The organism is Simiduia agarivorans SA1 = DSM 21679, assembly GCF_000305785.2.
Lineage (GTDB): Bacteria > Pseudomonadota > Gammaproteobacteria > Pseudomonadales > Cellvibrionaceae > Simiduia > Simiduia agarivorans.
The window spans coordinates 4,232,553-4,254,528 of sequence record NC_018868.3; the positions used below are offsets into that span (position 1 = coordinate 4,232,553).

The 21,976-nt window shown below is 56.7% G+C and carries 22 protein-coding genes and 1 riboswitch; of the genes, 5 read left to right on the forward strand and 17 right to left on the reverse strand.

Annotated elements, in window-relative coordinates:
• Positions 1-23: 23 nt before the first annotated feature.
• The 4 genes from M5M_RS18925 to xseA all read right to left on the reverse strand — a co-directional run bounded on the left by M5M_RS18925 (position 24) and on the right by xseA (position 3,742).
• Entirely contained in the window at positions 24-824 is an 801-nt protein-coding gene (locus tag M5M_RS18925) for a thiazole synthase (RefSeq protein WP_015049126.1), read from the reverse strand.
• Positions 825-827: 3 nt separating this feature from the next.
• Positions 828-1,028 carry a sulfur carrier protein ThiS gene (thiS, locus tag M5M_RS18930; RefSeq protein ID WP_015049127.1) on the reverse strand — a complete coding sequence of 67 codons (201 nt, stop codon included), beginning with the start codon at positions 1,026-1,028 and terminating at the stop codon, positions 828-830.
• A complete protein-coding gene (gene thiO, locus M5M_RS18935) occupies positions 1,009-2,136 on the reverse strand; it encodes a glycine oxidase ThiO (protein WP_015049128.1) in 1,128 nt (375 codons plus the stop codon). The genes thiS and thiO overlap by 20 nt, the downstream gene beginning before the upstream one ends.
• 63 nt (positions 2,137-2,199) lie before the next feature.
• Positions 2,200-2,312, reverse strand: a riboswitch (TPP riboswitch).
• A gap of 35 nt (positions 2,313-2,347) precedes the next feature.
• Positions 2,348-3,742, reverse strand: coding sequence for an exodeoxyribonuclease VII large subunit (xseA, locus tag M5M_RS18940; protein WP_015049129.1), 1,395 nt, complete (start codon positions 3,740-3,742; stop codon positions 2,348-2,350).
• Between the two features lie 209 nt (positions 3,743-3,951).
• On the opposite strand from xseA, the gene guaB reads away from it, so the two are divergent.
• The 4 genes from guaB (at position 3,952) to M5M_RS18960 (ending at position 9,373) form a co-directional block, all read left to right on the forward strand.
• Entirely contained in the window at positions 3,952-5,427 is a 1,476-nt protein-coding gene (gene guaB, locus M5M_RS18945; RefSeq protein WP_015049130.1) for an IMP dehydrogenase, read from the forward strand.
• A gap of 89 nt (positions 5,428-5,516) precedes the next feature.
• On the forward strand, positions 5,517-7,094 hold the full coding sequence (guaA, locus tag M5M_RS18950; protein ID WP_015049131.1) for a glutamine-hydrolyzing GMP synthase: 1,578 nt from the start codon (positions 5,517-5,519) through the stop codon (positions 7,092-7,094).
• Positions 7,095-7,391: 297 nt separating this feature from the next.
• Positions 7,392-7,736 (forward strand): hypothetical protein, encoded by a 345-nt coding sequence (locus tag M5M_RS18955; RefSeq protein ID WP_015049132.1) that lies wholly within the window; start codon positions 7,392-7,394, stop codon positions 7,734-7,736.
• 146 nt (positions 7,737-7,882) lie between these two features.
• A complete protein-coding gene (locus tag M5M_RS18960; protein WP_015049133.1) occupies positions 7,883-9,373 on the forward strand; it encodes an amidohydrolase family protein in 1,491 nt (496 codons plus the stop codon).
• Between the two features lie 152 nt (positions 9,374-9,525).
• On the opposite strand, the gene M5M_RS18965 is transcribed toward M5M_RS18960, so the two are convergent.
• The 12 genes from M5M_RS18965 to M5M_RS19020 form a co-directional block, all read right to left on the reverse strand.
• Entirely contained in the window at positions 9,526-11,232 is a 1,707-nt protein-coding gene (locus tag M5M_RS18965; RefSeq protein ID WP_015049134.1) for a Na(+)/H(+) antiporter subunit D, read from the reverse strand.
• On the reverse strand, positions 11,225-11,479 hold the full coding sequence (locus M5M_RS18970; RefSeq protein WP_015049135.1) for a hypothetical protein: 255 nt from the start codon (positions 11,477-11,479) through the stop codon (positions 11,225-11,227). Before M5M_RS18970 ends, M5M_RS18965 begins: the two co-directional genes overlap by 8 nt.
• A 1-nt stretch (position 11,480) precedes the next feature.
• Positions 11,481-12,947, reverse strand: a complete 1,467-nt coding sequence (locus M5M_RS18975) for a proton-conducting transporter transmembrane domain-containing protein (RefSeq protein ID WP_016389952.1) — start codon at positions 12,945-12,947, stop codon at positions 11,481-11,483.
• Positions 12,944-14,419 (reverse strand): monovalent cation/H+ antiporter subunit D family protein, encoded by a 1,476-nt coding sequence (locus M5M_RS18980; RefSeq protein WP_015049136.1) that lies wholly within the window; start codon positions 14,417-14,419, stop codon positions 12,944-12,946. Before M5M_RS18980 ends, M5M_RS18975 begins: the two co-directional genes overlap by 4 nt.
• Positions 14,419-14,775: a cation:proton antiporter subunit C gene (locus tag M5M_RS18985; RefSeq protein WP_015049137.1), complete on the reverse strand. Its 357-nt coding sequence runs from the start codon at positions 14,773-14,775 to the stop codon at positions 14,419-14,421. The genes M5M_RS18980 and M5M_RS18985 overlap by 1 nt, the downstream gene beginning before the upstream one ends.
• Positions 14,775-15,194: a Na(+)/H(+) antiporter subunit B gene (locus tag M5M_RS18990; RefSeq protein WP_015049138.1), complete on the reverse strand. Its 420-nt coding sequence runs from the start codon at positions 15,192-15,194 to the stop codon at positions 14,775-14,777. The genes M5M_RS18985 and M5M_RS18990 overlap by 1 nt, the downstream gene beginning before the upstream one ends.
• Entirely contained in the window at positions 15,184-15,774 is a 591-nt protein-coding gene (locus M5M_RS18995) for a DUF4040 domain-containing protein (protein ID WP_015049139.1), read from the reverse strand. The genes M5M_RS18990 and M5M_RS18995 overlap by 11 nt, the downstream gene beginning before the upstream one ends.
• Positions 15,767-16,096 (reverse strand): monovalent cation/H(+) antiporter subunit G, encoded by a 330-nt coding sequence (mnhG, locus tag M5M_RS19000; protein ID WP_015049140.1) that lies wholly within the window; start codon positions 16,094-16,096, stop codon positions 15,767-15,769. The genes M5M_RS18995 and mnhG overlap by 8 nt, the downstream gene beginning before the upstream one ends.
• A gap of 10 nt (positions 16,097-16,106) precedes the next feature.
• Positions 16,107-16,391: an MrpF/PhaF family protein gene (locus M5M_RS19005; protein WP_015049141.1), complete on the reverse strand. Its 285-nt coding sequence runs from the start codon at positions 16,389-16,391 to the stop codon at positions 16,107-16,109.
• A 2-nt stretch (positions 16,392-16,393) separates the two neighbouring features.
• Positions 16,394-16,867: a Na+/H+ antiporter subunit E gene (locus M5M_RS19010; RefSeq protein ID WP_015049142.1), complete on the reverse strand. Its 474-nt coding sequence runs from the start codon at positions 16,865-16,867 to the stop codon at positions 16,394-16,396.
• A gap of 309 nt (positions 16,868-17,176) precedes the next feature.
• Positions 17,177-18,208: a lipase secretion chaperone gene (locus tag M5M_RS19015; protein WP_015049143.1), complete on the reverse strand. Its 1,032-nt coding sequence runs from the start codon at positions 18,206-18,208 to the stop codon at positions 17,177-17,179.
• 53 nt (positions 18,209-18,261) lie between these two features.
• A complete protein-coding gene (locus tag M5M_RS19020; protein ID WP_015049144.1) occupies positions 18,262-19,251 on the reverse strand; it encodes an esterase/lipase family protein in 990 nt (329 codons plus the stop codon).
• Positions 19,252-19,731: 480 nt separating this feature from the next.
• On the opposite strand from M5M_RS19020, the gene ltaE reads away from it, so the two are divergent.
• Positions 19,732-20,745 (forward strand): low-specificity L-threonine aldolase, encoded by a 1,014-nt coding sequence (ltaE, locus tag M5M_RS19025; protein ID WP_015049145.1) that lies wholly within the window; start codon positions 19,732-19,734, stop codon positions 20,743-20,745.
• A 60-nt stretch (positions 20,746-20,805) separates the two neighbouring features.
• Here the strand turns inward: ltaE and M5M_RS19030 are convergent, their stop codons facing one another.
• On the reverse strand, positions 20,806-21,936 hold the full coding sequence (locus M5M_RS19030; protein WP_015049146.1) for a PepSY-associated TM helix domain-containing protein: 1,131 nt from the start codon (positions 21,934-21,936) through the stop codon (positions 20,806-20,808).
• Positions 21,937-21,976 lie beyond the last annotated feature (40 nt).

The following is a 21,976-nucleotide window of genomic DNA, read 5'->3' on the forward strand; positions in this document are numbered from 1 at the left end:
CTGCCTTATATCATAGTTGTTTATCAGACCGAAGGCTTTTGGTGCCAGAACGGCAGCCCCACGGGTGTCGTAGACGGCGATGCAGTCTGGCGTTTTACCATCAGCCCGGCTTCAAACGCTAACCTGCCGGCTTCAATGGCGAGTTTAAACGCGCGCGCCATGCCGACGGCGTCGGTGGCTTTGGCCACGGCAGTATTGAGCAGTACGCCGTCGAATCCCATTTCCATGGCTTCCGCCGCCTGTGACGGCGCACCCAGGCCCGCGTCAATGATCAGCGGTGTATCCGGCAGGCGATCGCGCAGTGTTTTTAGCGCATATTTATTGAGCAAACCCTGACCGGTACCAATGGGGGCGCCCCAGGGCATGACCGCCTGGCAGCCGGCATCCAAAAGCCGTTGCGCCAGTATCAGATCATCGGTGCTGTAAGGCAGCACCTTAAAGCCGCGTTTGATGAGCTCGGTGGCGGCCTCCACCAGCGCGAAAGGATCGGGCTGCAGGTTGTAGTCGTCGCCAATGACCTCCAGTTTGATCCAGGCTGTGTTGAAAATTTCACGCGACATTTCTGCCAGGTTAATGGCCTCCTGCGCGGTTTTGCAGCCGGCGGTATTCGGTAAAAGGCGACAACCGGTGGCCTGAATCTGTTGCCAGAAACTGTGCCCGCTTTGTTCCGCAGGGTTTTGCCGGCGCAAACTTAATGTGACCCAATCCGCGCCACTGGCTTCAATTGCCGCCTGCATAATGGCGGGTGAGCTGTAGAGCGCGCTGCCGATCAGAAACCGGCTGCTGACCGATTCGCCGTAAAGGGTGAGAGATGTATTGCGCATGGCTTATCCTCCGGCGACCGGACTCAACAGATCCAGTTGATCGCCGGCTTGTATATTCTGCTCGGCGTAGCGGCTGCGGGGTACAAACTGGCCATTCAGTGCAGCGGCAAAATCGCCACTTGCGTTCAGTGCTGCCAATGCGTCGCGCAGGGGCATGGCCGCAGGTAATTGGCGGGGTTCGCCGTTAAATGTAATGGAAATCATGGTCTGCTTCAGTGAATCCGGTGGAGGTAAAATCCGCACGCCATTGGTCTGGCAGCAGTGGCTTTTTCAATAAGTGTTCGATCCGCTCACACACGGCGGGCGCCAATAAGTAACCGTGGCGGAACAGGCCATTCACAAACAAGTATTGGCCGCGCTTTTCTGCGATGGGCAAATTATCGGGCAGGCTGGGGCGAAGGTTGGTGGGGCTTTCCACCACCCGCGCTTCACCAAAAGCCGGGTGCACGGTGTAAAGCGCACTGGCGAGCTCCAGCGTCGATTGCAAGCTGATGGGGCTCAGGTCTTCGCTTTCGATTTGGGTTGCGCCAATCACAAAGTGCTGATCCGCCTTCGGCACAATGTAGAGCTGGTAGCGCGGATGCATCAGGCGCACCGGGCGGCGCAAGGTGATCTCGGGGGTGTGTACTGCCATCACTTCGCCGCGCACGCCGCGCACGCTGCTGCGGCTTTGTTTGGCGCCCACGCCCCGGGTGTCGAGCCAGAGATCAATGGGGTGGCTAATTCCGTGCGCCTGCAGACGCGCCATGCTGTCTGCCGTGGGCACAGTATTATCAAACGCAATGGCGCAATCCCACAGCAGTCTGCCGCCCAGTTTGACGATGGCGGCGCACAATAACGGCAGCAGTTGGCGGTTATCCAGGTGGGATTCTTCGGGTAAAAAAATGCCTTGCTGAAAATGCGCGAGTTGCGGTTCCAACGCTTTGATTTGTGCCTGTGAAACGGTGTCGGCGTCAAACGGTTCCTGCACCAACCGGCGCTTCAGGTCGTTGTGGAATTGTGCGAGCTCGGCCTGGTCTTGCGCATGCGCCAACACCAGACTGCCGTTTTTGGAATACAGGTGTCGGGCGTTCAGTTGTTCAAGCCAACGTGGCCAAAGCTGCATGGAGCGCAAACCCAGGTCATAGATTTGTCGCTCGCTGACCGCCAGTTCAGACAAGGGCGACACCATGCCGGCTGCAGTAAACGCGGCGGCGCTTTGGCTGTGGGCAGGATTTTTATCGCACAGGATAACCCGGTGACCGGCAAGTGACAGGCGCCAGGCGAGCAACCGACCGAGAAGGCCTGCGCCGGCAATGCCGATGGTCAGCATGGGAGCCTCCAGACCGGGTGCTGAAGGGAGAGGGCAGAAACGGTGCTGCCAACGGGCAGGCGTCTGATATGCATGCTTGTTTCCTACGCAGGGGCCGCCCGGCAGGGCTGCCTGATCAGGTTCAACGGGTCTCAGTAAACTGATCTCAGCCGTTTCCGGCACCCCGACAAGTGCGGTCAGTGTAATGAGCACCAACCTTGCGCGCAAATTGTTATTTTACGGTGGCGGTAATTTTACCTTTGTGCAGGCGCGCCTGAATGGTGTCGCCCGGCTTGACCTGGTTGGCATCCATCAGTGCTTGACCCTTGGCGTTGGTGACGATGGCGAATCCGCGCTCCAGGGTTTGCAGCGGACTCAGGTTGTGCAGTGCCTGCATCAACTGCTTCAGTTGCTGTTGCTGGCCGGAAAGGGTTTGTTGCCAAATACGCTGCAGACCTTTCTGTTCGCGTGAAAGTGTCTGCTGGTGTTGCTGAATCAGCCCCACGGGGGTTTGCCTGAGCAGACGTGCGCGCAGTTGTTGCAGGCGCTCGCGTTGCCATTGCAATTGCTGACGCGGGTGCTGTGCTGCCAGGCGTTGTTGCAGGAGTTGGCATTGATGCCGTTTTACGCGCCATTGTTGTTGCCACTGACGTACCAGTGCTTGTTGGGCAAAGTCCAGGCGCTGTGCGAGTTGGCCGAGCGAGGGACGGGCGCGATTCAGCCGGTGCGCCAGAAACCGGGTGCGTTCCTGGCTGCGTTCCAACTTGCGCGCTATGGCCTCTTCCAGCATGACTTCATAACCGGCAAAGGTTTCCAGCATTTCGTCGCCGTCGGGGGTGATCAGCTCGGCGGCAGCCGATGGCGTGGGCGCGCGCAGGTCCGCCACATAGTCGGCAATGGTGGTGTCGGTTTCGTGGCCCACGCCGCAGATCACCGGAATTCGGCTGGCGGCAATGGCCCGTGCCACGCTTTCTTCATTGAAACTCCACAGGTCTTCCAATGAACCTCCGCCGCGGGTGAGCAGGATGGCATCAAACCGGTTGGCCCGGTGCGCCAGCTCAAACGCGCGTACGATGGCCGGTGCCGATTCGGCGCCCTGAACCGGCACCGGGATGACGGTGGCCTGCTGCAAGGGCCAGCGCCGCTCGAACACCGCCAGCACGTCGCGCAGGGCAGCACCCGTGGCCGAGGTGATGATGGCCAGGTGCTGCACAGGGTAGGGCAGCGGGCGTTTGCGGGCCGCATCAAACAGGCCTTCAGCCATCAGTTTGGCCTTGAGTGCATCAAACGCCTGCTGCAAGGCGCCGAGACCGGCATCCTCCATGTGTTCCACAATCAGCTGGTAGTCGCCCCGGTCCTCGTACAGGCTGACCCGGCCGCGAATCAGTACCTTGAGTCCATTGCCGGGCCGGATGCGTAACCCCTGGGCGCGATTGCGGAACATGGCGCAACGGATCTGGGCGCCCTGGTCTTTCAGGGTAAAGTAGCAATGGCCGGAGGCCGGGCGGGCAAAGTTGCTGATTTCGCCTTCCACCCACAGCAGGTTGAAGTGGGTCTCCAACAGCTGGCGGGCCGAGCGGTTGAGCTGGCTGACGGTGAGAATACGGCGTTCGGGGGCGGTGGACATAGTGGCTCCGGTGAATCTGGGCCCACTATAGCGCCTGCCACTCAGGACTCAAGCCAGTATCATACGGCTGTCATCCATATGCACTACTATTAAGGACAAGGATTTACCCCGTGGCCCCAAGGCGTTATAATTTGCCGTTTACCTGCTGGGGCGCTGATAGTTGTATTCAGCGCCTCTGTCACTTCTGAATTACGAGGTTTGCCGCCCCTATGTTGCGAATTGCACAGGAAGCTCTGACTTTTGATGACGTTCTGTTGGTGCCCGGTTATTCCGACATCACCGCAAAAGATGTTTCGCTGAAAACCAAGTTGACTCGCGGCATTGAACTGAATATTCCGCTGGTGTCTGCCGCTATGGATACCGTGACCGAATCCCGTCTGGCCATTGCCTTGGCGCAGGAAGGCGGCATCGGCATCATCCATAAGAGCATGTCCATCGAAAAGCAGGCACTGGAAGTGCGGATGGTGAAGAAGTTTGAAGCCGGCGTGGTGCAGGATCCAATTACCATCGATGCCAACGCCACCATCGCCGATCTGGTTGCGCTCACGCGCGCCAATAACATCTCCGGTGTACCCGTGCTGGAAAACGGCGATCTGGTCGGTATTGTTACCGGCCGCGACGTGCGCTTTGAAACCAACATGGATGCCACCGTCGCCAGCATCATGACACCCAAGGATCAGCTGGTTACCGTGAAAGAGGGCGAAGCCCCCGAAGTGGTGCGCAGCCTGCTGCACAAACATCGCATTGAAAAAGTGCTGGTGGTGAACGACAAGTTCGAACTGCGCGGCCTGATCACCGTAAAAGATATTTCCAAGGCCGAGAACTTCCCCAATGCCTGTAAGGACCCGGCTGGCCGTTTGCGTGTAGGCGCGTCTGTGGGCACCAGCCCCGACACCGACGACCGCGTGAAGGCGTTGATTGACGCCGGCGTTGACGTGCTGGTGGTAGACACCGCCCACGGTCACTCCAAAAACGTGCTGAACCGGGTGAAGCGCATTAAGGAAATGTACCCGCAAGTGCAGGTGATCGGCGGCAACATTGCCACGGGTGACGCCGCCAAAGCCCTGGTGGAAGCCGGCGCCGATGGCGTGAAAGTGGGTATTGGCCCGGGCTCTATTTGTACCACGCGTATCGTGACCGGTGTGGGTGTGCCGCAGATTTCTGCCATTGCCAATGTGGTCGAAGCGCTCAAGGGCACCGACGTGCCCGTGATTGCCGATGGCGGCATCCGTTTCTCTGGCGATATTTCCAAAGCTGTCGTCGCCGGTGCACATGCGCTGATGATGGGCTCCATGTTTGCCGGTACCGAAGAAGCACCGGGTGAAGTGGAGCTGTATCAGGGCCGTACTTACAAGTCTTATCGTGGCATGGGCTCGTTGGGCGCCATGGCGCGTACCCAGGGCTCGTCTGACCGCTACTTCCAGGACGCCAGCCAGGGCGCCGAAAAGTTAGTGCCCGAAGGTATCGAAGGCCGCGTGCCCTACAAAGGACCGCTGTCTGCTATTGTGCACCAGATGATGGGTGGTTTGCGCTCTGCCATGGGCTACACAGGTTCGTTGGATATTGAAACCATGCGAACCAAGCCCGAGTTTGTCCGGGTGACCAGCGCGGGTATGGGTGAGAGCCACGTCCACGACGTCAGCATCACCAAAGAAGCGCCCAACTATCCCGTAGGCGGACGCTGAGCCAATAACCAAATGAGTTCCCAGTGGCCGGTATAACCGGTCACTTTTATTTTTGACATCCTGATTGCAACAGAGAGATTTGCCCTTCCATGAGCCAGGACATTCACGCCCAACGCATCTTGATCCTCGATTTCGGATCCCAATACACCCAGCTGATTGCCCGTCGTATCCGCGAAATTGGTGTTTACTCCGAAATCCGCGCGTTTGATGTTTCCGCCGAAGAAATCCGCGACTTTGACCCCAAGGGCATTATCCTGTCCGGCGGTCCTGAGTCAGTGACCGAAGGCGCCTCGCCCCGAGCCAATGATCTGGTATTCAACCTGGGCATTCCGGTACTGGGTATTTGCTACGGCATGCAAACCATGGCCGAGCAGTTAGGTGGTAAGGTATCCACCAGTGACCTGCGCGAATTCGGTTACGCGCAGGTAAAAGTGCACGGTACCAGCGCCTTGTTGCACGACATCAAAGACCATGTGGCCGCCGATGGCGCGAGCCTGTTGGATGTGTGGATGAGCCACGGTGACAAGGTCACTGCCATGCCTAAGGGCTTTGAGCTGATGGCCTCCACCGAGTCTTGCCCCATTGCCGGCATGTACTGCGAAGAAAAAGATTTTTACGGCGTACAGTTCCACCCGGAAGTGACCCATACACTGCAAGGCAAGCGCTTGTTCGAACACTTCGTGCTGGAACTGTGTGGCTGTAAAGCCCTGTGGACCCCCGCCAACATTGTGGAAGACGCCATCGCGCGCGTGCGCGAGCAGGTGGGTAGCGATCAGGTATTACTGGGCCTTTCCGGCGGCGTGGATTCCTCTGTGGTCGCCGCACTGCTGCATCGCGCCATTGGCGATCAGCTGACCTGTGTGTTCGTGGATAACGGCCTGTTGCGCAAGAACGAAGGCGACCAGGTCATGGATATGTTCGCCAAGAACATGGGCGTGAAAGTCATTCGCGCCGATGCCGAAGACCTGTTCCTGGGTCGTTTGAAAGGCATTAATGACCCGGAGCAAAAACGTAAAATTATCGGCAACACGTTTATAGATGTGTTCGATGCAGAAGCCACCAAGCTCAAAGGTATCAAGTGGTTGGCACAGGGCACCATCTACCCGGACGTGATCGAATCCGCCGCCAGCAAAACCGGCAAGGCGCATGTGATTAAATCTCACCACAATGTGGGTGGCCTGCCGGAAGACATGCAGTTTGAACTGGTGGAGCCACTGCGCGAACTGTTCAAAGACGAGGTGCGTAAAATCGGTTTGGAGCTGGGCCTGCCCTACGACATGGTCTACCGCCATCCTTTCCCGGGCCCGGGGCTGGGCGTGCGCATTCTTGGCGAAGTGAAAAAGGAATACGCCGATATTCTGCGCGAGGCCGATGCCATTTTCCTGGAAGAGCTGCACAAGGCCGACTGGTACCACAAAACCTCCCAGGCCTTTGCGGTATTCCTGCCCGTTAAATCTGTCGGTGTGGTAGGCGATGGTCGTCGCTACGAGTGGGTAGTATCGCTGCGCGCCGTTGAAACCATCGATTTCATGACCGCGCGTTGGGCACACTTGCCGTACGAGCTGCTGGAAACCGTTTCCAACCGGATTATCAATGAAATTTCCGGCGTGTCGCGCGTGGCTTACGATGTATCGAGCAAGCCGCCGGCCACAATCGAGTGGGAATGATTTCTCCCATCACGCGTTAGAAAAACCCGGCAAGTGCCGGGTTTTTTATTGCACTTAAGTTCATGTCTGGTTGGTGTATGATCGGCTGCAGTCGGGCCCTTTCACGCCCGGTTTTGCGTGGCGCAATACCGGCTGAACAGTCGGACCAAGCGATAATGGCTACAGTCGTTTGGTAAGTTGATTGGGGAATATCAGGGAGGTGGAGCGGTGAACTTAGCGAGTTGGTTTGCGAAAAGTGACAGATACGATGGTATCAGGCCAATCAATATCTATGCCATGAGGGTAATCTATTGCCTCATGGTTTTTGTGTTGGGCGCAGAGGTGTGGGGCTATATTTTTTCCTACACCGGTCGATGGGGCGAAAATGATGCTGTCGCCTGGAGTGTGTGGGCGGCATTTTCGGTACTGGCGTTGGTGGGCATCTTTCGCACTGTTGAAATGATTCCGGTGTTATTGCTGGAAATTGTCTACAAGGTATTGTGGCTTATTTTGGTGGTTTATCCCCTGTGGCGTTCCAATGAACTGGTGGGCTCAGGCGTGGAAGAAACTGCCTTTGCTTTTGGTCTGGTCATTCTTCCGATTCTGGCGATGCCCTGGGGCTATGTGTTCAATCGCTATGTCATGGGCAGGTCACGGAGCTGATGGTTCGGCCCGTATCATCGGCTGCTCAGGTACCCACGGCCTGAGCGGGAGTGGTTTGAACGTGCAACTTCGATTTTGTTATGGTGCCTGCCTCATGATCTGAAGCTCAAGGCGAGTTCGCATTGAGCCTGTGCAAAGGACGCTTCATGAATAAATGGCTTCGCCGTACGGCTATCTTCCTGGGTGTGATGATCCCCCTGAGCGGTTTAATCGCCTATCTCGTTGTGGATAATGCGTTGGCCAGAATGTATGGCGAAACGACGCCCCTGGCAAAACCCCAGCTTGGCGCAGAATCGCCAGACAAATATCTGCTGACCAATGTCCAGGTTTTATCCGCGGACGGTCGCGGTTTTGAATCAGATCTGTCGGTATTAATCGCTGACGGCACGATTGAATCCATTGGTCATGCCCAGACGTTCGGGAACTCAATACCGAGAGTCGATGGTGGTGGTCAGTATCTGGTGCCCGGGTTGACCGATTCCCACGTTCATCTGTGGCGTAGCCGCAATGATCTTCTGCTGTACCTCGCCAACGGGGTCACCCAGGTGCGTGAAATGCATGCGCAGCCGCACCACTTGAATTGGCGCGAAACACTGTCGGCCGGCGCATTGGGTCCGGATTTGTACCTGGTAGCAGCGCAGCTAGCCACTTACCCCTTCTGGGAAGGTTTGTGGCGGACTTTTACTACAGAACGTCAGGTGGTCGGCAGTCGCAGTGCTACCCGGGCTCGGATCCCCGCGTTGATTGCGCAAGGCTATGATGCTATCAAGGCCAGTAGTTTTTTAAGTCGTGAGCATTATCTGACCGCAAGTGATGCCATCAGCGACAGTCAGATTCCATTGGTCGGTCATTTGCCGCTTGAAGCCAATCTGGCGGATTTGTGGTCCTCCAATCAGCGCGAACTGGCCCATGTGGAAGAGTTGGTAAAGGCATTGGCCCGGGAAATCGGCGGCTACACCGGGGCCAAACAGAATGAATTTCTGGCGCATGTGCGAGCCCGGCGGCAGGCAGTCGCCAAACAGTTGCGTGCTCGCGACATCGCCGTGACGACCACCATTGCCTTGGTGCACAGTTTTGCAGGTCAAAAACTGGATCTCCAGTCGGCATTGGCGCAAGTCGAGTTCAACTATGTAAACCCGGGTGTGGCACGAGGGCAGGCCATGGGCTGGCTTCCGGGCGTCAATCCTTATCAGGTACCGGCTTCACGTAAAGTGGGCGATTGGCAACGCCGTTACGCTGACTATTGGGATACCTATGCCAAAGCCCATGTGTTGATGCTGGAAGCGCTGTATGCAGAAGGTGTTATGTTGCTGGCAGGGACTGATGCCAGCGTGCCGGTGATGGTGCCCGGTTTTTCTATGCATTCCGAGCTGCTTGCCCTGCAGGCAGCGGGCCTGTCACCCACCGACGTGCTGGCGGCTGCCACGCGCTCACCAGGCCATTGGATGAACTGGAACACCGGCAAAATAGCCGTCGGGTACAGGGCAAACCTTATCCTGCTGCGGGATAATCCGCTCGAGGACATTGCCGCTACCGCAAGTCTGGAGTCAGTGATTATCCGAGGGCGTTTTCTCACGCGGCAAGATCTGGACGCGTTGCTGTTGGCGGTAGAGCACGCCAACAGGGCGGCGGACTGAGTCACTTAAATTAAGCCAGCCCGTCGCACTGGCCACACGGATACAAAAAGCCCCGGAGCATGTGCCGGGGCGTTTTGCGGGAAGCCTACTTTGCTTGCAGACGTATCATTGACTGTCGTGGGTTTATCCGTTTCTCTCCGGTTGATGCGTTGTTAACGTCCTATACCGGATAAATCCAATACCAGAAATACGGCCAGAATGGCAGAAATCCAGAACACCATGCTGCCGGTGGGCCAGCTTTCTGAAAGGTAGTATTTGGCCAGGGGCGTCTTGTTGAATTCGGATTGCGCGCCGGATTTAATGGCTGAGAAGGTTGTTTGTGCGGCCATTTTTGCCCGGCTGAGTACCGACAAAGTCCAATGTGCCCCGCCAGGAATCAGCTTGCGATAGAACCATTCCGCATCGATGTTGACCGAGCGCAATTCTGGCGGATACATGCCGCGTTTGTTCAACCAAACGAAGGCCAGCGCCGAGAAGAACAGCAGCTGGGTTTGCGCCAACACGTGGGTGACATCGTAAGGCCAGTAATCCATGGCCCAGGGCAGCAGTGCGTAGAGGTATTGCGGCTGGGTGCCAATAAAAATACACAGCGCGGCGGCAATGCTCATGGCCACCAGCATATTGCGTGGCGCCTCTTCGGTGCGGATGCCCGAGTCGTGATGGAAGAAGGCGAAGTAGGGGATCTTGATGCCGGCGTGATGGAAGACGCCAGCGGAGGCGAACAACATCAGGAGCCAGAAGTAACCGTGGTTTTCCATCATCAGCGCGGTCATCACCATGGATTTGCTGACAAAACCGCTGAACAGCGGGAAGGCCGAAATCGACAGGGCGCCCACGATGCACAGCATCGTGGTTTTGGGCATGGACTTGTACAGCCCGCCCAGATCCGAGCCATTGATATTGCCCACCCGGTAGAGTACCGCGCCCATGCTCATGAACAGCAGGCCTTTGAAGATCACGTCGCTGAACGCATGAGCTACTGCGCCGTTCAGCGCCAGCGCGGTGCCGATACCGATGCCGGTGACCATAAAGCCCACCTGGTTGATCAGGCTGTAAGCCAGGACCTTGCGCAAATCGTTTTCGATCACCGCGTAAAAAATCGGGAAACAGGCCATGGTCACGCCGATGTAGATCAGTATGTCTTCACCGGCAAATCCGCGCGCGAGACTGTAAACGGCCACCTTGGTGGTGAAGGCCGACAGGAAAACGGTGCCGGTAACGGTGGCCTCCGGATAGCCATCGGTAAGCCAGGTGTGCAGAAACGGAAAGGCGCATTTGATGCCGAAGGCGATGAAGATCAAGCTGCCGGCGATACCGGCGTCGAGGCCAATGTGATCGAACGCCAGCGAGCCTGCCTGATGGTAATAGGCGAGCGCGCCTGCCAGCAGTAAAACGCCGGAAAGCACCTGATACACCAGGTAGCGGACACCGGCTTTTAACGCCCGCTCGGTGCCGCGTGCCCAGATCAGGAACACGGAACTGATCGCCAGGAATTCCCAGAATATGAACAGGGTGATCAGATCGCCGGCGAATACGGCACCGAGTGCGCTGCCCGCGTACATGAGGCCGGCAACGTGCTGTTTGGTGTCGGTGACATGCAACGCAAAAATACCGGCAAACACACTGGCGATGCAGAACAGGTAGCCGAATAACAGACTGAGTTTATCGGCCCGGAGCACCACCAGTTCGAAATTCATCAAGGTGTAGGAGACAGTGCTGCCGGCGTCGATAACCTGCCATAAATAAAAGCCCGCCACCAAGGGCGTTGCCAACAGAATCAGTTGCCTCGGCAGGCCGCGCACCAACGCCACCAGGGCGGCAGCCACAAAAAAGATCAGGAAGGGTGGGAACTCACTCATCGTAGTAGTCTTCCTTACGCATCAATACATTGCGCATCCGTTTGGCCACCACCACTAACAGCACACAGGCAACAAAGCCGTAAATGGCGTAAAAGGCCGGAATTTTTTCCCAATCGAAACCGATATGCCGGTGCACCACCAGATCGGCAATCACCAGCAACACGCAAATGGCATAGAAACCCTTGAGTAGTCGATCAACGTTTTCGGGCCGGTCAAACAGATAGACTTTTTCTTTTTCATCCGACATATCAGTGGCCTCCCGCTGCCAGACCCGCCAATTGATAGAAAGGGTCGGGGTAGAAGAACAGGATCAGGCTGGCGCCCGAGGTAATGATCATGGCAAGCAGCATGGGTTTTGGTGCTTCTGCAATCCGGGTGTAGTGTTCACCGCTGGCCGGCGTGCTGAAAAACGCGCGGATCGGGATGGGCAGCAAGTACAAAATATTCAGTAGAGAACTCACCATCAGCACGCCAAGCAACAAGAGCTGACCGGATTCCACGGCGCCGAGGCCCAGGTACCATTTACTCCACATACCACCAAAGGGTGGCAGGCCGATAATGCTGAGCGTGCCAATGAAAAAGGCCGCAAAAGTTAATGGCATGGCACGGCCCAACCCATCTAACTCGCTCACATATTTCTTGTGGGCCGCCACCATGATGGCGCCAGCGGCAAAGAACAGGGTGATTTTGGCAAAGGCATGCATGGCGATGTGCATGGACGCGCCGATCAGACCAGCCTGGCTCGCCAGCATGGCACCCAGTACGATGTAACTCAGTTGGCTCACGGTGGAGTAGGCCAGTCGCGCTTTGAGATTGTCTTTGGTCATGGCCACCAGTGATGCGCCCAGAATAGTGGCAGCCACCACCCAGATCAGCCCGCCGGTGACATCGTTAGAGAGAATGAAGTCACTGCCGAAGATGTAAATGGTGACTTTAAGTAAGGTGAACACACCGGCCTTCACCACGGCCACGGCATGCAGCAGCGCGCTCACCGGCGTGGGCGCCACCATGGCTGCCGGCAGCCAACGGTGAAAGGGCATGACCGCCGCTTTGCCGATACCGAACAGGAACAGCGCGTAAAGCAGGCCGGCCCAGGCGGGATCGATATGGCCTGCGAGTATGCCACCGTGAGCGAAATCCACCCGCCCGGTAAGCGCCCAGGTCACCAGAATGCCCAGCAGGAACAAACCGATGGAGGTGCCCAGCAAAATACCCAGATAAATCCGGCCACCGCGGCGCGCTTCCGGTGTTCCAGCATGGGTCACGAGCGGGTAGGTAGCCAGTGTCACGCAATTCATAAAACAGAAACAGCGTAAACAGATTGCCGGCAAATGCGATTGCCATTGTAGCGGCGATGGAAACGGCGAAGGCGGCATAAAAGCGCGTTTGGTTTTTTCGTGGTGACCACGCATGTAGCCAATGGCATATACCGAGGTCACTACCCAGAGCAAACCGGCGACCAGCGCAAACAGCATGCCCAGTGCTTCAATTTTGAACGCGATCGCAATACCGGGTATCGGTTCAAAAAGGGTCAGTTCAAAGTGTTCGCCATTCAGGAAGCGGTTGGCCAGCATTACGACCAATACCGCCACGGCTGAAGCGGTTATCAGTGTCACGCCTTCCCGGACATTGGCATTGCGGCGGGTGGCAACAATGCCGACGGCACCGGCCAGCGGCAACAACATAAGGGCAAGCATCAGGGTTTCAGCACTCATGGCATTACCCCGCTCAGAATGGCCACGGCCTGTTGGGCAATGCCCACCGTCAGCTCAGTGTTCAGACCGAAATAGATGTTGGCGATCACCAGCGCCCAGGTGGGCACCAGTAATAACAGCGGCGCTTCGGTGACCTGCCGGCCGTTGTCGGTGGTCGGTTTGAAGTAGAGTGCTTCAATCAGTTTGCCCACATACACCACCGCCAACAGCGAACCAGCGAGGATGACCCCCACGGAAATCCACGCTTGCTGCTCCAGCGCGGCGGTAACCAGATACCATTTACTGATGAAGCCGGCAGTGCCCGGTACCCCCACGAGGCTCAGGCCGCCAATCACGATGGCGCCAAAGGTCCAGGGCATCATTCTGCCAAGCCCCTGGATCTGCTCCATGTGGCAGGCGCCCAGGCGATAGATAATGGCGCCGATGGCCATGAACAGCGCGCCCTTCATCAGGGCGTGATTAAACAGGTGCACCAGCGCGGCGGTGACGCCGGTGGCCGAGGCCAGGCCGATTCCCAGGGCCATGTAACCCACCTGCGCCACACTGGAGTAGGCCAGCAGGCGTTTGACGTTTTTCTGGTAGATGGCATAGACCGAGGCAATCAGTATGCCGGCGATGCCCGCCACCATGAGCAGCTCATCGGCAGGGGTGATCTGGGCAAATCCTTCTGGGAACACGGTGCCGAGCATACGCAACAACACATACACCGCCACTTTGGTCGCGGTGGCGGCGAGAAACACGGTGACCACCGAGGGCGCATAGGTGTAGGCGTTGGGCAGCCAAAGGTGCAATGGAAACAGTGCCAGTTTGAGCGCAACGCCAATCATGATGAAGGCAAACCCGGTTTCCACGGTTCTCAGGTGCACCACACCGGGCAGAATGGCTTCCAGATCCTGCATGTTCAGGCTGCCGGTCTGGGAATAGATCAGGCCCACACCAATGAGATAAAAGGTTGCGCCAATGGTGCCCATGATCAGGTATTGGTAGGCCGAGGTCAGCGCCTGCCGTTGTTTGCCCAGGCTGATGAGCGCGTAGGAGGCGAGCGAGGAAATTTCAAGGAATACGAAAATATTGAAAATGTCGCCGGTCTGGGTCATGCCCAGCAAACCTGTCAGGCACAGCAACAGGGCGCTGTAAAACAGCGGAATTTTGTCGGCCGGAATTTCCTGCTCGGCACTCAGCAACGCATAGGGCAGGGTCAGGGCGGCGATGGACGCGACGATCAGTGCGACAAATGCATTGACCGCATCGATGCGGTATTCAATGCCCCAAGGTGGCGCCCAGCCGCCCAATTCGTAGCTGATGGTGCCGTGATTGACCACCATCCAAAGCTGCGTGGCAGCCAAAAATGCACAGACAGCAGCGACAATACAGGCAATGGCCCAGGGGGTGCGGCCGCGAGGGCTGATGGCCACAAGGGGCGCGGCCATCAGCGGCAATACCACCAGCAACAGGCTTATGTGATTTCCCATTACAATGAATGATCCATTTGATGAATTTTGTCTTCCTCAATGGTGCCGTAGGATTCCTTGATACGAATCACCAGCGCCAGCGCCAACGCCGTGGTGGCAACACCCACCACAATGGCGGTGAGAATCAGCACGTGTGGCAAGGGATTGGAATAGGTTTCCACGCCTTCGGTGACTATCGGCGCCGCGCCGCCGTCCACCGCACCCAGGCTGATGTAGAGAAAAAATACCGACACCTGAAAAATATTCAGGCCAATGACTTTTTTTATCAGGTTGCCACGGCTGATCACCGCATAGAGCCCCACCATCATCAGGATAATGACAATCCAGTAATTGTAATGCCCGATAAAAATATCCATTACTCTCTACCCCTGCCGGCAAAGGCAAAAAACATAATCAACATGGCCGCGGCGACCGTGATGCCCACGCCCAGTTCAACCAGCAGAATGCCGATGTGCTGGCCGGCAATTTGGTTGCTGCCCAGTGGCGTATAGTCGAGATAATTGGCGCCCAGAAAAAGCGAGGCGATACCCACGCCCGCATAAATCAATACACCAAGCGCTGCCAGTATGCGCAACCAGTGCGCCGGGATGATTTTTTCTGCGTTGTCCAACCCGAATACCAGCGAATATAAAATGAACGCCGCACTGAAAATCACGCCGGCCTGAAAACCGCCGCCGGGGCCGAAATCGCCATGGAATTGGACATAAAGTGCAAACAGGATGATCAGCGGGATCAGGAATTTGGCAATGACATGCAGAATCAGATCAGGCTTCATCTGATGTGCCCTCCGCCTTGGACCTGGAGGGCGGGGTCGACCGCCGGCCGCCAATTAACAGAAGCACCGCAACCGCGGCAGTAAAAATCACCGTCACTTCTCCCAGGGTATCGAAACCGCGATAACTCGCGAGCACGGCGGTGACGATGTTGGGCACGCCGGTGTCCTTCATGGCGTTTTCAATGTAGTACTGGGCAACGTGGGTTTGCGCTGGTGCGTCGGGGGCGCCAAAGCCGGGAATATCCCAGGTGCCGTACACCAGTGCAGCGCCGGTAACCGTCACCACCAACAAAGGCAGCCAGGGCTTGTGGCCGCGCGGCGCTTCCTCAAAGCTGGGCTTTTCCGCGTGTTTGGTCAGGGCCAGTGTGGCCAGCATCAACACCGTGGAAATGCCGGCGCCCACGGCGGCTTCGGTAAAGGCCACATCGGGTGCATCCATCACCACAAACAGGCCCGCGGAAAGCAGGCTGAATATCCCGAACAGCATGACAATGGCGAACAGGTTTGTCATGCGCACGATGGCAATGGCGGTAATGACGAGAAAAGAAAGCAGGGTAAAATCGATGACAATATCAATCATGGTGAGGAACTCCCGCCGGCTCGTCGCCTTCCAGCCTTGGTTTCAGGCCGCTATGCATTGCTGCGCTGGCCAGAGCATGGGACGCAGTCGGGCTGGTAAAAAACAGGAACATAAAAATCATGCCCAGTTTAAATGCCGCGAGACTCCAACCCGCCTGCAATGCCAGACCGGTAAGGATCAACATGGCGCACAAGGTATCGGTAATACCGCCGGCATGCAGGCGTGTGTAAAAATCAGGAAAACGGTGGATTCCGATGCCGCCGAGGATGCCAAGCGCGCCACCGGTCAACAGGAGAATCCAACTCAGAATGTCGATGATCACGGGCTGCTCCTTAAATGATTCCGCTGTCTTTGTCGCTGGAGCCGTGAAAATTACCCCGGGTGACCAATTTAAGCGCCGCAATCACGCCGATAAAGTTGATGAGCGCATAAACCAGCGCGATATCCAGCAAATCGGCGCGGTCGGACAGAAATGCAAGCACGGCGATCAACAGCACGGTTTTGGTGCCAAACATGTTGGCGGCGGCAATACGGTCGTAGGTGGTGGGCCCGGCCAATGCGCGCGCAAGCGCCAGGCCGATGGTAACGAGAATTGCTAAGGTGACGGCAATGAACATGGTTAGTTGAATTCCCGCTTGGAAATTTCCTCCGCCATTTCGCCGGAGCCGATGTCTTCGGCAGCGGCATCGCTGAGGGCATGAATGGTCAGTTTTTCTTTGGAAAAGCCGATGGTAACGGTGCCGGGAGTCAGCGTAATAGAATTGGCATACATCACCGCTGCGAGATCGGAAGCCAGCGGCTGGGGGATTTCAATCAATTGCGGGCTGATCTTTGCGCCGCGCCATCCCAGGATTCGCCGGACCACATTGTAGTTGGCGATGAGGATTTTTTTTAACAGATAAAGATAAAAGCCCGGAAATTTCGTCGTCAGATGGATCGGGTAGCTTTCGTGATCGATCACGTTCATCCGCTGTGCCAGGAACGCGGTGAGCGCGATGGAGGCTGCACCCAGCACCAACAGTAAAGGTTCCAGATGCCCCGACAGGAGAATCCAGAAAATAAACAGTAGTACGATGTAGCTGTAAGACTTCATCCAGTGTCCTATTGTTATTGGCAATCCCGAATTATTATTGTTAATCCTGAATGCCTCAGGGATTGTACTGAGAAACGCTCCGTATGTCGAAAGGGCGCCTCCGAGCCTGTTCAATGGCCAAGCCTTGCCTTATTTATAGTTGCTGGCGAGCCCCGTGTCGAGATGGCGCGGTCTGACTTTCTACTACGTACCTTAGCGTCAAATCCTCTAATCAGACATCACAAGCAGGTAAAAAAGGGGCAGGAAGGGAAAGCACCGGGCGTTATTTGAAGGCGGGCGACGAAGGTGTCACACGAGGTTGGCGGGCGGCTAGATGCCCAACTCGATTTTGTCCAGTGCAGCAATCCGGACCAGCTCTGGCCCGTTAAAATACTGCTGTCGCAGATCGGCAATCAGCATGGGATCCAGTGGTTTCGTGCTGAGCATGGGGGCTAATGCCATCCGGTAGTTGGCAACGCGTGCTTGCCATTGCGCACGCGCCTGGTCGCGCTCGTTCAGCCGGTGGGCCAGGTCTGGTCCCAAGTGCTCAATGCGGCTTTGTTCAATCGATTGCACCGGGTCGGCATTGAGTTGTTCGTCCACCGCCAGCACGGCCATCAATTGTTGGTGCGCCTCGTTGCCCGAGAGCCGGATCAGTGTGTTTTCCACCTGCTGTAACTGGTGTTGGCGTTGCTGCGCGGTGAGCGTGCTGTCGGTATTGATGGCCAGGCGCTCCAGCATGGCCTGTTCAATCAGGTCGTCATTGCCAAACAGTGCGGCACTTTGTTCTCTGGTAAACAGCAATGCACGCGCCTGGTATTCAGCCTGCTTCATCGATTGGATTGTTTCAAGGCTGAAGGCGCCGTCGATCGCCAGTGCCTGATAATCCTGCCGGATGACCCCGACCTGATTGCGGAACTGAATATAGGCTTCAAGCAGCGCTTCGGCTTCTGCCAATGCAGCGCCCTGCAGCTGCAGGTCCAGCTGATGCTTGATGCGAACCACTACCTGTTCAAGGTTTTCTTCGCCCAGCGCCGACAGATAGTGCTCGAACAGCAAACGCAGTTGTGTGTCTACCACCAGTGCGCCTTCCGCGGTGACATTCAGCGGCGATGGGGCAGGCACATCGCTGAGCGAGGCCGGAAGGGTTTCAATAAACTGTTGGCGGGCGGCAGCGGCCGGATCGGCTTCCTTCATCTGAGGCGTCACTGTCTCTGGCATCAGAAGCACCGGTTTGGTTGGTTGCGCGGTGGCTGCCAATGCATCTGAGTCAGCAAGCGACGAATGGCTGCCCGGTTGAATCCACAGCCACAGGCTGCAGGCGGTGAATAAACCTGCCGCAGCAATCCAAGGTTTTTTCATGAGACTTGTCCGGTGAGCACGGGGCGGGCCCCGCGCTGTGTTTCATGTCAGGGTTACAGACCCGCCGATTTCAGGCGCCGGGCGTGGGAGACATAGAGCTGCACCGGGTTGGTGGACCAGAGGCCGCGCAGACCGAACATGCCATTGACTTCGTCGGTATGGTTCAGGGTGTAGTCATCGCGAATCACCTTGCCCATGTGAGAGGAGCAACGCCCCACCAGGCCATCATTGGACTCGCCAATCGCCAGCCAGGTAATACCGAGCAGTGCATCGGCCGGGTCCAGCACGTTGGAATCAAAGGCCGGAGTGTAAATACCGCTCCATGAATAGTAACGCACGCCATTGACCTGATGGGCACCGTCGTTGACGGAATAGTCTTTGACATAGTTTGGCCACCACCAGGAACCGGCGTTGTAGCTGGGGGTATTCCTGCAGCTGCCCTGGCGCAGGCCTTGAGGAAAGCGCGCATTGAAGGCTAAGGCGCCCTGCGTGTTGAGAGATTCGAGTGCACCCATGGCATTCTGTTGCTGTGAGCTGTCGCCAGAAAGCGCTGCCAGCAAGGCGCCCACGGCATTACCGATGGCCATGGCGGTGCCCTCCAGTGGCGAGTCTTTCAGCAGATCCGCGACCGGCGAACCGAAATGGGGTGAACCCACCGATGTGACGGACGCCACCAGGTCGGGACGCACCGATGCCACATAGCGCGCGGTGGCACCGCCCTGCGAATGTCCGATGAGATTGACTTTTTGTGCGCCAGTCACTGCCAGCAGGTTTTCAACGTAGGCCAAAAGCTGTTCGCCGCGCGCTTCATTACTGGCGAAGGCTGTGACCTGCGGTGTATAGACGCTGGTGGCGCCCACATCGCGCAAGGCGCTTTTTACACCGTAAAAATAGTCGGCCAGAATGCTGTCGAATCCGGACAGACCGTGCACTAAAACAATCGGGTGCTGGGTCCGGCCAGAGGTGTCGGCAGCGTGGGCGATGGATACAGAAAAAATAAGCGATGTGAAAAAACCAAACAGTAAAGTAGGGATGCGTTTCATGAGGGGGCCTGTTTTATTGCTTTTATTCTATTAGGCACAGGGCGGATGGGGCCGCACTGTGTCATTGCTCTACTCCCTTAGCGCCCGGGTACTTATTGCACCTCTGTTGCCGTGGTTCACCCCTTTGTGGCCGGTGTTAGCCGGCGCTACATCTGCACAAACCATCCACGGTGGTCGCGAGAAAGTGGTTTAACACTAGTCAGCTGCAGCGCCACTCACAATTGGATAACGGAAAAATCTGTGACCTGTAAGTCATTGTTACCAAAGGAAACTTTGACTGTTTGGTCATGAAAGTCTTTGCAGTATTCAGGTGACAAGTAACAAATTGGATAGGAACTTCCGTACCATCTGAGGCCGGTTTTTTCTTCGGGCCGACCATGTCGTTGCATGGCATGTGCGTGCAATACAGGTGCGCAGCCAGATCGTAATTCACGGGAAGTCTGGTTAGTATTGGCCGGCATTGAATTTCAGGAATTGAACATGGCTGACTTCCGCTCCGATACAGTGACACAACCTTGCCAGCACATGCGCCACCTTATGGCCATCGCCGAGGTGGGAGATGATGTCTATGGCGATGACCCCAGCGTTAACAGGCTGGAGGCCTGGGCGGCAGAGCGGCATGGGTTTGAGGCGGCGCTGTTTGTGAGCTCGGGCACGCAGGCCAATTTGCTGGGCATACTGAGTCACTGCCAGCGGGGAGACGAATATTTGTGCGGTCAGGAAGCGCACAATTATCGTTATGAGGCGGGTGGCGCGGCCGTGTTGGGCTCGGTTCAACCGCAACCGATTGAAAACCTGCCCGACGGTACCTTGCCATTCGACAAGCTTGAAAAGGCGATCAAACCCGACGACAGTCATTTCGCCAGAACCCGCCTGCTGAGCCTGGAAAACACCATTGGTGGCAAAGTCCTGCCGTTGGATTACCTTAAGGCCGCGCGCCAATTTGCCGATAAACACGGGCTGGCATTGCACCTGGATGGCGCGCGCGTTTATAACGCCGCGGTGGCATCGGGTGTGGACGTGACCGAGATCGCCCGGCCTTTTGATTCCATCACTGTGTGCTTGTCCAAGGGCCTGGGCGCGCCAGTGGGATCATTGCTGTTGGGCGAAAAGGCGTTTATCCAGCGCGCCCGGCGTTTGCGCAAAATGCTCGGCGGCGGCATGCGTCAGGCCGGCATACTGGCGGTGGCGGGCCAATATGCGCTGGAAAACAATGTGGCCCGGTTGGCAGAGGATCACGCCAACGCCCGTTTTCTGGCTGAGGGTCTCAATCAGCTGGATGGCTTCAGCACAGACGCTTATGCGGTGCACACCAATATTGTTTTCGTGGATGTGGCGCCGGCAGTGGATATGCAAGCCATTGCGCGCGAACTAGCACAACAAAATCTGATTGTCTCACCGGGTTATCAGGGCATGCGCCTGGTGACCCATAAAGACATTGCCCGCGCGGATGTGGAACGGTTGCTGGCCATTCTGGCCCGGCTGGTTGCCTGAAATATCACGCCCGAACTTTATCGTTGCGGGCGTGAGCGGGCGCCATTGTTTGCCCAACGTTTAACTCTGTACCCATGCAGTGGGGGCATTGGTACTGGTCTCCAAACGTTTCTGTTTAGCCCTTGCTCGTTGTTTGCGCCGCTTCCACCAGAGCGTTACGCCGGTGAGCGCAAGAATCAATGGCGACAGGCCCAACAGACACCAGAGCACTTTGGAAAACAGGCCGGCAAAATCACCGAAGTGCAGCCGCCGGTAGCTGTCAATCACATGGGCACCAAGGCCTGCATCGCGAATGTCGTAACTGCCCAGCTGTTCGCCGGTGGAGGCGGAAAAACTTACAGTGCTGGAGTATTCACTGGTGAGAATGTTGCCTGTGGGCACGTCGCCCCACAGGGTGATATTCGCGCCCGGCTCCCAGGGCAGTGACATATAGGTCACGGTGAAATCCTCGATGCTATTCTCGGCGCGCGCGCGCAAATCATCGAAGGAAAGCGCATCGCTGTACAAGCGCTCCTGCATCAGGTGATGCTCAAAGCCATCTGCATGTTCCTGGTATTCGTGCAACAGCCCGGCAATGGTCCACCAGCCCCCGGTAAACGCGAGAATCACCAGCACGGGCGCACTCACGATCCCGACCATTTTGTGGAGGTCGGAGAAATACACCACCAGCCTGCTACTCCAACGCAGCGTGAAAAAATTCCGCCAGAATTTCCGGTGCAGATAGAAACCGGTAAGGCCGAGTATCAGCAGGGCAATGGCAAACAGGCTGGCAGCAAAGGCGCCAGGCTCTTCCAGCAAGAAGGTGTAGTGCAATTCCAGCAGCCAGTCGGTGAGGTAGTGATCGTGCGGCTTGGGTTCCGACAACAGTTGGCCAGTGTAGGGGTTAAGATGCAGATACGACCATTCACTGGTGCCTTTTTCCATCACATAGGCGAGATCAGCCCGACCCGGGTCCAGCGATAGCAGCCAACCCACGGCTTCATAGTCGGGATGGGTCTGATTGATGGTGGCGAGCAGCCTGTCCAACGGCAGGCGTTGTTCTGCGGGTTGAACACGTACTTTGTCTTCCATTAACAGGGTGTCAATTTCGTGCTTGAACACCAACAGGCTGCCTGTAATACAAATAACCAATAGCGGGATGAACGCGAATAACGCCGCCCAGCTGTGAATTTTGAACAGTGATTTGTTCACTTTTTTGCCTCAGAATGCAGTTTTTCAGAAAGTCAAAAAG

What these genes read in the sequence shown, in the direction of transcription:
- thiO (WP_015049128.1), bottom strand. Translation starts at nt 2,136, where the DNA reads ATGCTGACCATCGGCATTGCCGGCGCAGGCCTTCTCGGTCGGTTGCTC.
- M5M_RS19010 (WP_015049142.1), bottom strand. Translation starts at nt 16,867, where the DNA reads ATGAAGTCTTACAGCTACATCGTACTACTGTTTATTTTCTGGATTCTC.
- ltaE (WP_015049145.1), top strand. Translation starts at nt 19,732, where the DNA reads ATGGCTGACTTCCGCTCCGATACAGTGACACAACCTTGCCAGCACATG.
- M5M_RS18960 (WP_015049133.1), top strand. Translation starts at nt 7,883, where the DNA reads ATGAATAAATGGCTTCGCCGTACGGCTATCTTCCTGGGTGTGATGATC.
- M5M_RS19020 (WP_015049144.1), bottom strand. Translation starts at nt 19,251, where the DNA reads ATGAAACGCATCCCTACTTTACTGTTTGGTTTTTTCACATCGCTTATT.
- M5M_RS19005 (WP_015049141.1), bottom strand. Translation starts at nt 16,391, where the DNA reads ATGTTCATTGCCGTCACCTTAGCAATTCTCGTTACCATCGGCCTGGCG.
- guaB (WP_015049130.1), top strand. Translation starts at nt 3,952, where the DNA reads ATGTTGCGAATTGCACAGGAAGCTCTGACTTTTGATGACGTTCTGTTG.
- M5M_RS18995 (WP_015049139.1), bottom strand. Translation starts at nt 15,774, where the DNA reads ATGATTGATATTGTCATCGATTTTACCCTGCTTTCTTTTCTCGTCATT.
- M5M_RS18955 (WP_015049132.1), top strand. Translation starts at nt 7,392, where the DNA reads ATGGTTTTTGTGTTGGGCGCAGAGGTGTGGGGCTATATTTTTTCCTAC.
- M5M_RS18975 (WP_016389952.1), bottom strand. Translation starts at nt 12,947, where the DNA reads ATGAGTGCTGAAACCCTGATGCTTGCCCTTATGTTGTTGCCGCTGGCC.
- M5M_RS19015 (WP_015049143.1), bottom strand. Translation starts at nt 18,208, where the DNA reads ATGAAAAAACCTTGGATTGCTGCGGCAGGTTTATTCACCGCCTGCAGC.
- M5M_RS18990 (WP_015049138.1), bottom strand. Translation starts at nt 15,194, where the DNA reads ATGAAGCCTGATCTGATTCTGCATGTCATTGCCAAATTCCTGATCCCG.
- thiS (WP_015049127.1), bottom strand. Translation starts at nt 1,028, where the DNA reads ATGATTTCCATTACATTTAACGGCGAACCCCGCCAATTACCTGCGGCC.
- guaA (WP_015049131.1), top strand. Translation starts at nt 5,517, where the DNA reads ATGAGCCAGGACATTCACGCCCAACGCATCTTGATCCTCGATTTCGGA.
- xseA (WP_015049129.1), bottom strand. Translation starts at nt 3,742, where the DNA reads ATGTCCACCGCCCCCGAACGCCGTATTCTCACCGTCAGCCAGCTCAAC.
- M5M_RS18925 (WP_015049126.1), bottom strand. Translation starts at nt 824, where the DNA reads ATGCGCAATACATCTCTCACCCTTTACGGCGAATCGGTCAGCAGCCGG.
- M5M_RS18965 (WP_015049134.1), bottom strand. Translation starts at nt 11,232, where the DNA reads ATGAGTGAGTTCCCACCCTTCCTGATCTTTTTTGTGGCTGCCGCCCTG.
- M5M_RS18980 (WP_015049136.1), bottom strand. Translation starts at nt 14,419, where the DNA reads ATGGGAAATCACATAAGCCTGTTGCTGGTGGTATTGCCGCTGATGGCC.
- M5M_RS18985 (WP_015049137.1), bottom strand. Translation starts at nt 14,775, where the DNA reads ATGGATATTTTTATCGGGCATTACAATTACTGGATTGTCATTATCCTG.
- M5M_RS18970 (WP_015049135.1), bottom strand. Translation starts at nt 11,479, where the DNA reads ATGTCGGATGAAAAAGAAAAAGTCTATCTGTTTGACCGGCCCGAAAAC.